Annotated in this window: 13 protein-coding genes and 1 pseudogene; 2 read left to right on the top strand and 12 right to left on the bottom strand. The window is 43.4% G+C overall.

The features are described from left to right. Positions 1-293: 293 nt before the first annotated feature. Positions 294-1,181: a hypothetical protein gene (locus tag C6H66_RS18625; protein ID WP_105396365.1), complete on the bottom strand. Its 888-nt coding sequence runs from the start codon at positions 1,179-1,181 to the stop codon at positions 294-296. Between the two features lie 352 nt (positions 1,182-1,533). On the opposite strand from C6H66_RS18625, the gene C6H66_RS18620 reads away from it, so the two are divergent. Further along, positions 1,534-1,767 (top strand): ribbon-helix-helix protein, CopG family, encoded by a 234-nt coding sequence (locus tag C6H66_RS18620; protein WP_229000188.1) that lies wholly within the window; start codon positions 1,534-1,536, stop codon positions 1,765-1,767. A 569-nt stretch (positions 1,768-2,336) separates the two neighbouring features. Here C6H66_RS18620 and glpD read toward each other — a convergent pair. The 6 genes from glpD to gntX all read right to left on the bottom strand — a co-directional run bounded on the left by glpD (position 2,337) and on the right by gntX (position 7,463). Then, complete coding sequence (gene glpD / locus C6H66_RS18615) at positions 2,337-3,830, bottom strand: glycerol-3-phosphate dehydrogenase (RefSeq protein WP_046396411.1); 1,494 nt, start codon at positions 3,828-3,830, stop codon at positions 2,337-2,339. Between the two features lie 232 nt (positions 3,831-4,062). Further along, positions 4,063-4,821, bottom strand: coding sequence for a DeoR/GlpR family transcriptional regulator (locus tag C6H66_RS18610; RefSeq protein WP_036815103.1), 759 nt, complete (start codon positions 4,819-4,821; stop codon positions 4,063-4,065). A gap of 17 nt (positions 4,822-4,838) precedes the next feature. Then, positions 4,839-5,687: a rhomboid family intramembrane serine protease GlpG gene (gene glpG / locus C6H66_RS18605; RefSeq protein WP_046396410.1), complete on the bottom strand. Its 849-nt coding sequence runs from the start codon at positions 5,685-5,687 to the stop codon at positions 4,839-4,841. Between the two features lie 8 nt (positions 5,688-5,695). Beyond that, positions 5,696-6,031: a thiosulfate sulfurtransferase GlpE gene (glpE, locus tag C6H66_RS18600; protein ID WP_105396364.1), complete on the bottom strand. Its 336-nt coding sequence runs from the start codon at positions 6,029-6,031 to the stop codon at positions 5,696-5,698. Positions 6,032-6,144: 113 nt separating this feature from the next. Beyond that, the gene (gene nfuA, locus C6H66_RS18595) at positions 6,145-6,720 is read right to left on the bottom strand and encodes a Fe-S biogenesis protein NfuA (RefSeq protein ID WP_036815096.1); all 576 of its coding nucleotides are present in this window, start codon (positions 6,718-6,720) and stop codon (positions 6,145-6,147) included. Positions 6,721-6,779: 59 nt separating this feature from the next. Further along, positions 6,780-7,463, bottom strand: a complete 684-nt coding sequence (gntX, locus tag C6H66_RS18590) for a DNA utilization protein GntX (RefSeq protein WP_105396363.1) — start codon at positions 7,461-7,463, stop codon at positions 6,780-6,782. Positions 7,464-7,502: 39 nt separating this feature from the next. On the opposite strand from gntX, the gene bioH reads away from it, so the two are divergent. Continuing rightward, positions 7,503-8,279, top strand: a complete 777-nt coding sequence (bioH, locus tag C6H66_RS18585; RefSeq protein ID WP_036815092.1) for a pimeloyl-ACP methyl ester esterase BioH — start codon at positions 7,503-7,505, stop codon at positions 8,277-8,279. 147 nt (positions 8,280-8,426) lie between these two features. On the opposite strand, the gene C6H66_RS18580 is transcribed toward bioH, so the two are convergent. The 5 genes and pseudogenes from C6H66_RS18580 to feoA all read right to left on the bottom strand — a co-directional run bounded on the left by C6H66_RS18580 (position 8,427) and on the right by feoA (position 13,816). Further along, a complete protein-coding gene (locus tag C6H66_RS18580; RefSeq protein WP_105396362.1) occupies positions 8,427-9,389 on the bottom strand; it encodes an Abi family protein in 963 nt (320 codons plus the stop codon). Positions 9,390-9,485: 96 nt separating this feature from the next. Then, positions 9,486-10,655 (bottom strand): RNA-guided endonuclease InsQ/TnpB family protein, encoded by a 1,170-nt coding sequence (locus tag C6H66_RS18575; protein WP_105396361.1) that lies wholly within the window; start codon positions 10,653-10,655, stop codon positions 9,486-9,488. A 312-nt stretch (positions 10,656-10,967) separates the two neighbouring features. Then, complete coding sequence (locus C6H66_RS18570) at positions 10,968-11,207, bottom strand: FeoC-like transcriptional regulator (RefSeq protein WP_105396360.1); 240 nt, start codon at positions 11,205-11,207, stop codon at positions 10,968-10,970. 9 nt (positions 11,208-11,216) lie between these two features. Continuing rightward, complete coding sequence (gene feoB, locus C6H66_RS18565) at positions 11,217-13,529, bottom strand: Fe(2+) transporter permease subunit FeoB (protein WP_105396359.1); 2,313 nt, start codon at positions 13,527-13,529, stop codon at positions 11,217-11,219. Positions 13,530-13,581: 52 nt separating this feature from the next. Beyond that, positions 13,582-13,816 (bottom strand): annotated as a pseudogene (gene feoA / locus C6H66_RS18560) (ferrous iron transporter A). Positions 13,817-14,010 lie beyond the last annotated feature (194 nt).

Here is a 14,010-nt window from a genome sequence, read left to right as displayed (position 1 = left end):
TTATCTTTCAAGCCGCCTCTTTGTTGGCTGCACTCGCTCACCCCGGTAACAGAGTTATCTATGCTCCCGGGGATTCACTCCCTTGCCGTCGCGATGCAACTTGAAATCCATAGGGTATAGTGGCCGGTCTTCTGCTCCGTAAACACCAAATCATCCCAATCAAGGATATACTGTCAGAGCTCTATTACAGGATTGATACTTTTTTGCTGATAATAGCCCAGTCTGGGCCTGGTGTTATATAGGATAAAACAACCAGAAGAAGATAAAAATAAAGTAGGTCGAGATTCATGACTTTATACTCTGCAATGAGTCGTTACTTGGACAAAATCAGCAGATTCACCGATCTTTATTTCAACATTTACTTTTTTGACTTCATTGATATTATTTATATGTGTGCCTCCGCATGGGATAGTGACTACTTTAGAGTCAATAGTCGATTTCCATAATCTAGTGTCATTAATCTCTTTTGATTTATATTCAATGGTTATTTCCGCACCCTGAGACAACCAATTGTTGAGTGTGTTATTAACTTCTCTATTAATTTTGTCCAGATTTTCAATTAATATATTTTTATCAAATCCTTTCTTTTTGAGCGATTTACCAAAGCGATAAATATCAACGGATTTAAGTTCTGTAATAGAAGATTGGTAAATGGCGGCTTTATCTAAATTATAACTCCCTAAATCATCGGTATCGTATACTTTGGACCATATGTGATTAGTTGCTTTATTTAAAGCAAGGGACATAAAGTGGGCCATCGAGTGTGCGGCACTTACCTTATACCTTGTTTCATCGTTCACAGATAGAGTTACCGTTTTCCCTATGAGATCTGTTTCAGAAATTCCGTGTAAATCAGGTAAGTAGTGTGCTGGCATAATTTTGTCTGGCGACGTTGTTTGTTTCGTTATTTCCTGATCTATATATAAATGACTATCAATAAGACCAGCGGTGTAAACTTTTGTCGCAGCAAGTTCTTTATCGCCTATTGAAATTATTCCATTATCATGTAGCTGGTCTGGCCACTTATAGTTCTTTGGGTAGAATGGACTATCTTGGGTTATCAAAAGGGTGCCATCTTCGTATTTCATCACCCCGATAATGTGAGATTCTAACGTCAGGGTCCCTAGCATAAATGAAGCTTCTGTTTTTAATAGCTGATCAATATCTATATCAATAGTCATGTAATATCTCACAAGTTATAATTTTGGGGCATCTATTGCTACCAGGTTGTTTGTTAAGTTCATTCCCTAAAAATAACTTAACAATTTGTTTTTATTTGAACTTTTATCTAATCAAAGATAGGGTTAAACAGTACCGATATGTATGTAACAGCTTTATTTATAGGTTATTTTAGGTATTGTTGCAAATGGAAAAGTCACATGTTTTAAATGTTTTGTTTACATGATCAATAGATATTTTCAGAGTAAAATCTGTTGATTAGTTATCACAATAATTTTTTGGATCAAAAAATAGACAATCGAACTAATGAGGTATATGATACATATATCAGATATCTGATAAGGGGAAATAAATATGGTTGCTATGGTAAGAATTAATATAGATCTGCCAGAAGAAACAATTAGAAAGCTCGAGATTTTAAAGGAGCGTTCTCCCGATAAGTCACGTGCTGCACAGATCCGGAAAGCAATAGATGCTTACCTTGATGCTAATATTTCAGAACAGAATAACAGTGCTTTTGGTTTGTGGGGGGATAAAAAATTGGATGGATTGGAATATCAAAATAATTTACGCAAGGAATGGCAATGATTGCTATGAAGTCTTTATTTGATACTAATATATTGATTATTTAAATGGATATGAACAAGCTAATGTAGATAACGGTTATGGTGGGAGATAAGACTCTGGATAGGGACAAAGAAAATGTAACAAGAATCTAGGTAGTAAAACGTGCAGTAATTGTCTGTCATGAAAAAAAGATAAAGCTGCCTGATGCAATAATCTGGGCAACGGCTTAGAAAAATGGGTGGTTATTGATTACTAGAAACCCTAAAGATGATAATTGGGTTATTCTTCTTTGAAAGCTGTTCGGTTATTTTATACCTTATTCATGATATAAAATGTTCAATGAGCTTATTCTGGAGCTTTATTTTTCGATAAACAATATTGTTATTTGTTGAATAAGTTATTCGTTCTGTAGGGTGGAGATTGTTTTTTTAATAAATGACTGGGGAATATTTAAATAACAAAATTATATTTGTCTATCTGATATCTGTAATTGCAGTTAAGTTGAGCGTAAATAAGTAAAAAAATAGGCACAATATATAATTTTGCGCCTAAGTTTATATTAGCTATCTTTATATTGATTTAATTTTAGCTCACAATGGCTTAGCATTCTCCGCCAGCCATGTTGCAATACGTTGTTTCTGTTCTTCTTTCAGCCACATACCCAATTTGGTACGGCGCCAGATTGCGTCATCTAGTTCAACAACCCACTCATTATCGGCCAGATAACGAAGCTCTGCTTCATACAGGCCGTGACCGAAGGATTCGCCCAGATCGGTCAGATTATTAGCGCCTTGCAGAATCAGTTCGCTGTTGCTGCCGTAAGTACGCGCATAACGTACGGCAACACCTTCCGGTAACCAGTTGTAACGTTTACGCAATAAACGGGCATAACCATCACGATCGCACCCTTCCAGATTACCACCCGGTAACTGACCATTTTTGGTCCAGGTTTTTCCGGCATTGGGATAGTACTGCATGAGCTTCTCGGTTGCGTGTTCCGCCAGTTTACGGTAAGTGGTTAATTTACCGCCAAACACAGACAGTAATGGTGCTTTGCCCTGTTCATCATGAATGTCAAGGGTATAGTCGCGTGTAATGGCCTGAGGTGAATCGGATTCATCATCGCACAGTGGACGTACGCCAGAATAGGTCCAGACGATATCGTCACGGCTAAGTTGTTTCTTGAAGTGGTCGTTATAAACTCCCAGCAGATAATTAATCTCCTGATCGTCAATCTTCGCCTCTTTTGGATCACCTTGATATTCCACATCGGTTGTTCCGATAATGGAAAATTCATCCATCCAAGGAATAACAAATACGATCCGGTGATCTTCGTTTTGCAGAATATAAGCTTGCGGCTCATCATGCACTCTTGGCACCACAATATGACTGCCTTTGATTAGGCGAATACCATAAGGTGATTTTAATTTCAGACCATCGTCAAAGAACTCTTTAACCCAAGGGCCGGTAGCATTAACCAGACCTTTTGCTCGCCAGGTATAAGTCTTACCGGTACGCAAATCTTCGGCTTCAACCATCCAACCCTCTTGTTCGCGCCATGCACGGGTCACTTTTGTCCGGGTTCGAACTTCCCCGCCATGTTTTTTAACTTCCTGAGCGTTAAGGACAACTAAACGAGCATCATCAACCCAGCAGTCAGAATATTCGAAGCCACGGACCAATTCTGGTTTCAGAACAGAATTGGTACCGAATTTCAGCCCTTTACTGCGGGGTAGGCTGACACGTTTGCCTAGATTGTCATAAAGGAACAGGCCAATACGGATCATCCATGCTGGACGCAGATGTGGCTGGTGCGGCAGGCGGAAACGCATCGGAAAAGCGATGTGTGGTGCAAGGTTCAGTAAAACTTCACGTTCTGCCAGCGCTTCGCCGACCAAACGGAATTCATAATGTTCCAGATAGCGTAAGCCACCGTGGATCAGTTTTGAACTGGCGGATGACGTGGCTTTGGCTAAATCTTGTGCTTCCAGCAACAGAACAGAAAGCCCCCGGCCAGCAGCATCTGCCGCAATTCCGGCGCCGTTGATCCCGCCACCGATCACAATCAAGTCTTTAGTTTCCATGCATCCCCCTAAAATGTTCGAAACAGTTCTTTAATGCTCGTTTTCGCTCACGATTGTAATCAGAAATCGATCAATAGCCAACTATTTGTTAAGAAAAAACATGTTCACGTGATATAGATAACAAATATTATCATATCCATATAATTTACATGGTATTAATAAAGAAATTTAACTGTGGCGCGGATAAGGGGAGGTAGGGGATAGTGTTATCCCCCGAATATAGAGAAAATTCTTAGCAGAGTTCGAGCTGTACGTTATGCTGCTCAATGACTTTATGGATGCTTGGCGGGGGAAGCTGGTCAGTAAATAGGTGATCAATGAGGTTCATATTGCCCAGATTGACCATAGCATTACGACCAAATTTAGAATGGTCGGTGACTAACATAACGCAACGGGAGTTTTCGATAATTGCGCGTTTTACGCGCACTTCATGGTAATCAAATTCCAGTAGTGAGCCATCCATGTCAATACCACTGATGCCGAGAATGCCGTAATCGAGCCGAAACTGGGAGATAAAATCCAGTGTGGCTTCACCGATAATGCCGCCGTCACGAGAACGAATTTCCCCTCCCGCTAAAATTAAACGGAAGTCTTCTTTTGTCATCAACAGGGTAGCGACGTTGAGGTTATTAGTGACAATCCGTAGATCTTTATGATTTAACAGTGCGTGAGCGACAGCTTCTGGTGTCGTGCCAATGTCAATAAACAGCGTCGCGCCGTCCGGGATATGGCTAGCAACACGTTGCGCAATACGTGCTTTCTCTTCTGACCACATGATCTTGCGGTCGTGATAAGCAGTATTAACCGAACTTGATGGTAATGCGGCTCCGCCGTGATGCCGCTGTATTTTGTTTTTATCTGCCAAATCGTTCAAATCACGGCGGATAGTCTGGGGGCTGACATTAAAGTGTTCAACCAACTCTTCAGTGCTGACGTAGCCCTGAAGGCGCACCAGCTCAACTATTGCATCATGCCGTTGAGTTTGCTTCACGATAGTCCTCTAAGTGTCTAAAAGTGTCGGTTATTATTTTTGAATGTATGGCGGTTATCCCACAACGCCATCAGTAAACCGATAATTAAACCGGAGAAATGGGCGGCGTTAGCAATGGATAGCCCAAATGCATCGAAGTATCCAACAATCAGCCAGAAGATTGAAAAAGCCATCAAACCACGGGGGATGCCAATACCCTGTTCGGGCGCCCGCTCACCGGTTAGCCAGACATAACCAATTAAAGCGTAAACAACCCCAGAAAGGCCGCCAAAATGAGAACCACTGAATAATGATTGCCCCCAGCCGCTGAAAACAGCGGAAACAATCATAATGACAAATAGTTTTCCTGTACCGAGGTGCTTTTCTGTTTGCCCGCCAAGATACCACCACCACATGAGATTAAAGATGATATGCAGCAGTGAGAAGTGTAGTAAGCCATGAGTGACCCAACGCCATAGCTCCATATGTTGGCTATCGTCAGGCCAGGCTAGCCAAGACATCACTTGATAATCCCCGGCAAATTGCATCCAGAGATAAACGACGATATTTAGGAGTAAAACGGTAATGGTTAATGGGCCAGCCTGACGACTTAAATATTGCCAATTCAGATTATTGTGGTACTTCAATGGGTGATTCACATCACCAGATTGCCAGCTGGCCGCTTGATAACGTTCATTTAGCGGATCGCGAGTAAATTGTTCCAGCTCTTGCTGAACGATGGTCAGTTTAGTGTCATCTTCTAGCCACAGTTCGACGTGTTGCCCATCGTGGCTGGGACGCATAGTGAGATGGACCTGATGGGTCGCCATATAATCGATAAAGGCTTGCGCTAGACGCGGATTTGAAATAGCGATTACGCGGATCATGAGGTGTGTTATGCCGGATTAGGTAAGGAGTCAACAGCGTGAGGATAGTCTCTACGCCAGGCTTCAAAGCCGCCATTAATGCTGTAGACAGTTTCAAAACCGATGTTTAATAAATACTGTGCGGCGCTCTGGCTGCTATGACCGTGATAACACATAACCATAACCGGCTGCTCGAAATTGGCCTGTAACATAAATTCATTCAATGTGTCATTAGTCAAATGAAAAGCGCCGCGGGCATGGCCTGCTCGGAAACTCTGTGGATCACGGATATCCACCATAATGGCGAATTTATCTTGCCAGTGTTGATAAGCCTGCTCAGGGCTGATGGTTTGAAAATGTTCCATATATATTTTGACTTGCTCTTGAAAACTTAGAGATTATCCCGTTAGATTATTATCGTAATAATGTTTTCCCGACGATTATCCGAACGGGAAAATTTGTTATCAGTAATATGTTATTAGTAATAAGAGTGTTCACCGCGCTGGTGTTCAGTTAAGTCTTTTACCCCTTTTAGTTCTGGGAACATGTTTAGCAACTCTTTTTCAATCCCTTCTTTCAGAGTGACATCAACCATTGAACAGCCATTACAACCGCCGCCGAATTGAAGGATAGCGAAACCATCATCAGTGATTTCCATCAAGCTGACGCGGCCGCCGTGACCGGCTAATTGTGGATTAATTTGTGATTGCAAAACGTATTCCACACGTTCGACAAGTGGAGCGTCGTCAGAAACTTTACGCATTTTGGCGTTAGGGGCTTTTAATGTTAGCTGAGAGCCTAACTGATCGGTGACAAAATCAATTTCAGCTTCTTCAAGGAAAGGGGCGCTCAGTTCGTCAACGTAAGCTGACAGTTGATCAAATTTCAGTTCAGTGTCTGTCGCTTCAACAGCATCAGGCGGGCAGTAAGATACGCCGCACTCAGCGGTAGGTGTACCTGGATTGATGACAAATACGCGAATTTGTGTGCCTGGTTCTTGGTTTGCCAGTAATTTGGCAAAATGAGCTTGCGCTGCTTCAGTAATATTAATCATATCATTTGCTCAATAGTTGACTGCTATAGTTGGTTATAATACGCCCATTTTCGTATTGACTACAAGGTTCGACAAATCGCCCAAACCTGTACTGAACGGGCGCCAGCACGAATTAACAAACGGGAAATTTCAGTCATGGTCGCACCGGTGGTAATCACATCATCCAGTATGGCGACATGTTGTCCTGCGACTGGGCCACAAAGCTGAAATGCTTTCCTGAGATTAACCTTACGCCGTGCTGCCGATAAATTTCTTTGTGGTAGTGTAGCATGCGTCCGCTGTAGAAAGCTTTGCTGGTAATCGCATTGTAGCCATTCTGATAATAGCTTTGCCATTAATACACTTTGATCAAATCCTCGTTTCCATCGCCGGTGCCGATGCAGTGGCACACTGAGCAGAATGTTGGGTTTATGCCATCGTCCATCACGATAGCCCTGTTGCCAATGCAGCAGAAACAGACGCGCTAGCACTGACGCAAGTTGTGGGGTGCTGTGATATTTATAGCGACGAATTAGGCCGCTCAATGGTGGGCAGTAGTCGGTAATCGCTATCATATTCTCCCATAGAGGCGGTTTTTTGAGGCAGCGTCCACAAGGCAATGAAGGGAGTTCTGAGGGCAGAGCGCAACACGGGCACATGTTTGTCAACCGTTTCAACCGCTTGTTGCAAAAGCTGCATACTCCATGATGTGGAAACCAAAGAGGCTGACGGCATAGCCAACAGTACCCAACCATTGTTAGCATAGAGTTCTTCCTTGATGGCAAATAAAGTTGAGAATAACAATGGCTGATCTGTTTTGGCAGACTTCTGATGAAGGTTCGCGTGATCTTGTGTTGCTGCACGGATGGGGGTTGAATGCGGAAGTCTGGCGTTCCATTGAAATGCGATGTGCTCCGCATTTTCGTTTACATTTGGTGGATTTGCCGGGTTATGGCCGTAGCCAGAAATATGGCCCGATGAATCTTGCTGACATGGCGGATGAAGTTTGGCGATATGCGCCTGAAAATGCGTTATGGCTAGGCTGGTCGTTGGGAGGATTAGTTGCCAGCCGGATTGCGCTTGACCATCAGGATAAGGTTGCCGGATTAATTACCGTGGCTTCTTCACCGCATTTCAGCGCAGAAAGTGACTGGCCGGGGATTAAGCCGGAAGTTTTGCGTGATTTCGAACATCAGCTTAGTGAAGATTTCCAGCGCACAGTTGAGCGTTTTCTTGCTTTACAGACATTAGGTACTGACAGCGCCCGTCAAGATGCGCGATTACTGAAATCCGTTGTGCTGGCACAGCCGATGCCTTCTGTTGAAGTACTGCATGTTGGACTAGAAATTTTGCGTACAGAAGATTTAAGGGAGCCTTTGGCTGAACTTGCCATACCGTTCCTGCGGATTTACGGTTATCTGGATGGGTTGGCGCCAAGAAAAATCCTCAACATTCTTGATGAAAAATGGCCGCGTTCAGTTTCAGCCATGATGCGTCATGCCGCTCATGCGCCTTTTATTTCTCATCCTGATGAGTTTGTTGGGTTATTGACTGAATTTGTTGGCAGAGAAGCATTATAAGGTCGATGAGATAACAGATTTTTATTGGTGTGGTTTGGGAAAGTAAAGCGTCCGCCGCGTGAATGCGGCGGCTCAATGTTAGTTCTTCTAACGATGAGATAAATCATAGGGATTCAATTTGTTACTAAGAAAGGCAAATTCTACTTTTTAATTCCATATATTTTCCTTGTCCCATCCTGAGGGAATTCCCATTGAATGAGTTAAAATACTTATATAACTGTATTTATTTATAAGATTTTTAAATTCAACTTCGAATTTTTCTGATGGGCTTATCAAAGTCTTAGACATTATTTTTAAAACAATCAGTGTAGTATAGATTTTATTCTTCATTGTTGGCCTGATTGTTATTCTATTTCCAACAATATTATTATTGTTATCTACGAACCCTGATGGCAAACGATAATTACTATTCCAAGTCCTGGAACTATGCGAAGATTTGTTTCTTAATTCCTTTAGCGCGTAAAGCCACGATTTTACTTCTTTAAATGTATTGGCTCCCATAGCGGTTGCAAAATCATTGAGATGATTTTTTCCTGAGGATGTGAATTTTGTCGTGTCTAAAGCGGCAATCAATTTCATCATTGAATCAAAAGACATTAATTCTATAGCTATCCAAAATGGAGGATTTTGCCTATAAGATTCCTTTGTGCTTGTATAGTTATTTTTATAGTAAACAGCGAATTCCTGAGTGGATTTTTCCATGAGCGCTTTTATCTTCATTCTTTCTTGATATGGTGCTTTATTTGGTGTGAATACATCATCGCTGAGATACCAAAAAGGGTCGTTTAGATACTTTGTTATTACTTGGTCAAGAATACTCTTTGCTTTAACTTCTATTCTTAATATGTATTTGTTACATAGTTCTCTTAATTCACAGTCAAACAAATATAAGTCAAAGCCATTTTTAAATTCAGTACCTGGTAAATATTCTTTCGTTGAATGATTTAAATAAGGATATAAGTATGATTTGAATCTATACCAATTAATTAGGGATAGCGCTTTCTCAGCAAAGACTTTATTAAAGGGATGAGTAAATAAAACACCTTTATCTTCAAGATGAATATTTACCAGCTCTGCTGGAGTTAAAAAAGGTTTGTTATAAACAGACATTTAATAGAATCTCATATGATTAGTGTTGAGAAAGTGTTATTAACAAAATAACTCTAGTGACTGCTCCCCGCCGTAAACGGCAAGGCTTCCCACTTCTCAGGCCGCCACCGTCGATGCAACGGATTTACGCTGGCCTCCGTGGGCAGAAACGACGAGTCCCGCCGCCTGTAATTCCTGTATGCCCTTGCGCTCGATGTTGAGCGCTGCGTTGATATCACGATCATGTTCGACACCACAGCAAGGACATGGCCAGCTCCGCTTATGCAGCGGCAGTTCTGGCATTTTGTAACCGCAACAGTGACAGGTTTTCGAACTGGCGAACCACTGATCCAGCTTCACCAGATGAACCCCTTTCTCTGCGGCTTTGTATTCGAGTTTCTTGATGAAGCCATGCCAGCCCGCATCGCCGATAGCGCGAGCCAGCCTGGGATTCTTCATCATGTTGGCCGATTTCAGCGTCTCCACAATTATCGCTTGGTTTTCGTCAACCATTGTTCGGGAGAGTTTGTGTTGAAAATCGGCGCGAGCATTCGCTACCCGCTCGTGTACGGCGGCAAGCCTCTGTCGTGCTTTACGGCGGTTGGCGCTGCCTTTTTGTTTCCGGGAGAGGGCCTTCTGTTTACGCCTCAGATTACGGCCGGCATTGATAAGATGACGGGGATTGGCCATCTTATCTCCGCTGGATTTGACAGCGTAGTGAGATAATCCCATATCCAAACCTGTCATCTGGGTTATCAAAGCGGGCTTCTCGGGCGCGGCCATGCCATCATCACAGAGTATCGAGGCGTAGTATTTGCCGGTGGCTGAACGACTCAGGGTCATGCTTTTCACCTCTCCGGTCATTTCACGGTGCAGACGGGCTTCTATCGGCGATAACTTGGGTATTTTTATTGCCCCGTCCAGCACCTTCACCCCGACACAATGATAGCTGGACTGCCTGCCATGCTTGCGTTTGAACGCCGGGAAGCGCACTTTCAGCTTCGGATTAAAAAAGTTGGAAAACGCCATATCGAGGTTAATCACCGCCTGCTGCAAGGCGATGGCGTCATACGCTTTGAGCCAGGCATACCGGCGGGATTTTTTCGCCACTGACAGTAAGGGCTTGAGGTCTTTACGCGGGCTAAGGTTCACCCCGTGGCGTTGATAAGCGTGCTTCTTGATATGGAGCGCCTTGTTGTACGCGAAACGAACCGCACCGAACTGAGCATTGAGATGATCAGCCTGTTCGGGTGTCGGGTAAATGCGGACTTTGGTGGCTCTTAACATCATCAGCGCTCATCGGGATAGTTTATGTATTTTAACCGCTTTTTTTGGCCGTGTCCCCCCCCCCCGGGCTGGCAGTGAACGTGATGGTTAATAACCTGAAAGCCCTGCGGGCTTTTCGCCTTATGTCACCGCCCGCATTGGGCGAGGGTTTATGGCGGATTTTGCTAAGTTTTTTCTGTACATGAAAAAAACCCGCTGATCTCGTCGGTGGATTGACGCTATCGCGGGTGTTGATGTCCGCAATGTATAGTATCTTTTTAGCAAGGTCAAGTGATGACTACCTCACATTGAATTGATTATTTTTTTAATTATTCAATATCCCCCAGCGATCCGATAAACCGCCGTATCACATTTCTGTGTTTCAGGGCATTGTTTGCAACTGCCGCTTAGGCGAGCAGTTGTATCAATTTTTTCCAATTTGCCCATTACGGTGAGTTGTTCAAGCATCGCTTCTACCATCGATAATGAAGCAGAAAGCTGGTGGCTCAACAACTTAGCATCTGCCCGTCCATTCAGCGCGACGGCATCCCTTACTTGTAATAGGCTAATCATTTTCAATTCCTAGTGACAGTTTCCACTGGAGCAGTGGCAGCTATTTCCCGGGGTGCTGATTAATTTCATCGTCACACGGCTGCGCGCCCGACGCAGGAAGTAGAACACCAGCGCGTTAAATATGACGACGGTCAGAATGGTAATCAGGCTGCTTTGTGGATGTTGTGAGAAAGTCACCATCTGGTAGAACAAAGCTGAAATTGAATAAGCCACATTCAGTCCCCACAGAATGGAGAATGTCATCCAACCACGGCTTGTTTCGCGAGCAATCGCGCCCATCACTGAAACACAAGGTACATATAACAGAACAAAGATCAGATAACTGTAAGCTGAAATAGCGGAGCCGAATTTGGCGCTCATTGTTCCCATAGAACCGCTATCCATCTCACCGTCGCCTTTATTAGCTTCGATTGGGTTGGCAAGCACACTCAGAGTAAATGTCTCTTTTAAACTATTCCAGGTTTCACCAATCGCATCTTTCAGTTCATCAAGCAGGTTGAACTCATTTGCATTAAACGGCTCATTAGTAATGCTTTCTGCGGTATACAGAGTATTCAGCGTCCCAACCACCACTTCTTTTGCCATTGCACCGGTTATCAGACCTACAGTTGCCTGCCAGTTATCTGAGTGAACGCCAATTGGCTGTAATACTGGCGTAATAATCTTGCTAACCGAAGCCAGTGCCGATTGGTTGATGCTATCCACCGCCTTACCAGAAAATGAGAAACTGTTAAGAGCGCCGATGAACATACTGGCGATAACGATCACTTTACCGGCACGGATAACAAAGCCTTTCAGGCGTTGCCAGGTTTGCAGAAGCAGGGTTTTTAGATGTGGAATATGGTAAACCGGGAGTTCCATAACAAACGGTGAAGCTTCGCCGCGCATAATGGTGTATTTCAACATCAGGCCAGTCAGAATAGCGACGACAATACCCAATATATAAAGGGAAAAAACAAAAGTTGCCCCATTTTTGCCAAAGAATGCGGCGGCAAATACGGCAAAGATAGCTAATCGCGCACCACAAGACATAAAGGGCGCCATCATAATCGTGATCAAACGTTCACGCGGAGCATCCAGCGTTCTCGCCCCCATAATGGATGGGACGTTACAACCGAAGCCAACGATCAACGGGACAAACGATTTACCCGGCAGTCCCAAAACTTGCATCAGACGATCCATGACAAACGCCGCCCGCGCCATATAACCGGAGTCCTCAAGGAAAGAGAGGAATAGATACATCATGCCGATTTGTGGGACCAGCGGCAAAACAGTGTTGATACCGCCACCGATACCTTGCGCGAGAAAAACCGTCAGCCATTCAGGAAAATTTAAGGTATGACCAAGCCATTGAACCCCATGAATGAAAACCGCGATAGAACCACTGTCAAAGATAGGTTGTAACGCACCACCGATATTAATTGCCAGCACGAACATTAAATACATGACAGCCAGGAAAATAGGTACGCCTAACCAACGATTGAGGATAATTTTATCGATTGCCTGGGTGAGTTTATTTGGCATGGCTTTTTGGGTATCGATCACGGCCATGCACAATGTGTTGATGCTTTGATAGCGCGCATCGGCAATCAACAGTTCTGGCTCGTCATATTGCTGTTGTTGCAAGCGTTGCTTGGATTCAGTCAGCATTGAGGTAGCAAGGCCGGAACGTTCCAGGCTGTAAATATCCCCTTCAAGCATCTGAAGCGCTAACCAACGGCGTTGTTGAGTATGAAAATTGTCTGAAATCGCACCAGATAACGTCTCAACTTCTTGCAACAGGCATTCAGGATAGTGAATCAGTGATTGCCTGACATTCTGCTTATGACGATCAATCGCCTGTTTTAGCTCATTTAGTCCAGTTGCTCGGGTCGAAACCATTGGAATGACTGGGCAGCCAAGGCGTTGCTCCAGTTCGGCAATATCAATGTGGATATGCTGACTATCAGCGATATCCAACATATTGAGTGCAACGATGCAGGGAATGCCTAATTCCAACAGTTGTAACGTCAGATAGAGATTTCGCTCAAGGTTAGAAGCATCTACGACGTTGATCAGCATGTCAGCATCACCGCTCAGGATATAGTGGCAGGCTATCTGCTCATCCAGTGATGTTTGTTCAGAAATCGTGGTCAGAGAGTAGGTTCCCGGCAGGTCAACTAACTCAATTTTATGTTCTGCGGTGGTAAAACGGCCAACTTTTCGTTCTACTGTAACGCCAGCCCAGTTGCCTACACGTTGTCGGGAGCCAGTAAGTTGGTTAAATAATGTTGTTTTGCCGGCATTGGGGTTGCCAATTAAGCCAATAGTCAGTGCTTTCATGTTTTTGGTGCCAGATTAAATTAGGAGTAACCGTTTCGTTGCTTGCAACGGATTATGCGTTGCATTGAGCGTTGTCTAATGTGAGAAATTCTAGGTCTTTTTTTTCTCAGAATTAGGCTGACTCTGCGAGTCTCAATTTGTATCGGATCACCTAAAGGCGCTAAACGGACAACATGAAAAGAAGAACCAGGCAACATACCTAATGACAGTAATTTCTGTCGGTAAGCTGGGCTGATCTTCGGAGAAAAGCCAATGATCTTGTAACTATGGTCTGGAAGAAGTTGCATATGACCTTCCGGGATATGTGATAAGTAAAGTAATACCGAGAATTAGTTGCACTCATTCATTATGAAGTGTAATTTTTAATCCAATTCATACTAATTGCAAATAAAAATAATAACCATCATTAATTTCAATGTTAATCCTATTTTCATTGTTGGTGTTAATTTGATTACTTAGTCACTCAGGTTGACATGAATCT

It is taken from the genome of Photorhabdus hindustanensis, from assembly GCF_002968995.1.
Taxonomy (GTDB): domain Bacteria; phylum Pseudomonadota; class Gammaproteobacteria; order Enterobacterales; family Enterobacteriaceae; genus Photorhabdus; species Photorhabdus akhurstii.
Note: the sequence above shows the minus strand (reverse complement) of the source record. Positions and strands in the feature narration are given on the sequence as shown.

Bases quoted from the DNA above. Each gene is read 5' to 3' on its own strand.
- C6H66_RS18625 (WP_105396365.1), bottom strand. From the start codon at position 1,181: ATGACTATTGATATAGATATTGATCAGCTATTAAAAACAGAAGCTTCA.
- C6H66_RS18620 (WP_229000188.1), top strand. From the start codon at position 1,534: ATGGTTGCTATGGTAAGAATTAATATAGATCTGCCAGAAGAAACAATT.
- glpD (WP_046396411.1), bottom strand. From the start codon at position 3,830: ATGGAAACTAAAGACTTGATTGTGATCGGTGGCGGGATCAACGGCGCC.
- glpG (WP_046396410.1), bottom strand. From the start codon at position 5,687: ATGATCCGCGTAATCGCTATTTCAAATCCGCGTCTAGCGCAAGCCTTT.
- glpE (WP_105396364.1), bottom strand. From the start codon at position 6,031: ATGGAACATTTTCAAACCATCAGCCCTGAGCAGGCTTATCAACACTGG.
- nfuA (WP_036815096.1), bottom strand. From the start codon at position 6,720: ATGATTAATATTACTGAAGCAGCGCAAGCTCATTTTGCCAAATTACTG.
- gntX (WP_105396363.1), bottom strand. From the start codon at position 7,463: ATGCTAACAATGGTTGGGTACTGTTGGCTATGCCGTCAGCCTCTTTGG.
- bioH (WP_036815092.1), top strand. From the start codon at position 7,503: ATGGCTGATCTGTTTTGGCAGACTTCTGATGAAGGTTCGCGTGATCTT.
- C6H66_RS18580 (WP_105396362.1), bottom strand. From the start codon at position 9,389: ATGTCTGTTTATAACAAACCTTTTTTAACTCCAGCAGAGCTGGTAAAT.
- C6H66_RS18575 (WP_105396361.1), bottom strand. From the start codon at position 10,655: ATGTTAAGAGCCACCAAAGTCCGCATTTACCCGACACCCGAACAGGCT.
- C6H66_RS18570 (WP_105396360.1), bottom strand. From the start codon at position 11,207: ATGATTAGCCTATTACAAGTAAGGGATGCCGTCGCGCTGAATGGACGG.
- feoB (WP_105396359.1), bottom strand. From the start codon at position 13,529: ATGAAAGCACTGACTATTGGCTTAATTGGCAACCCCAATGCCGGCAAA.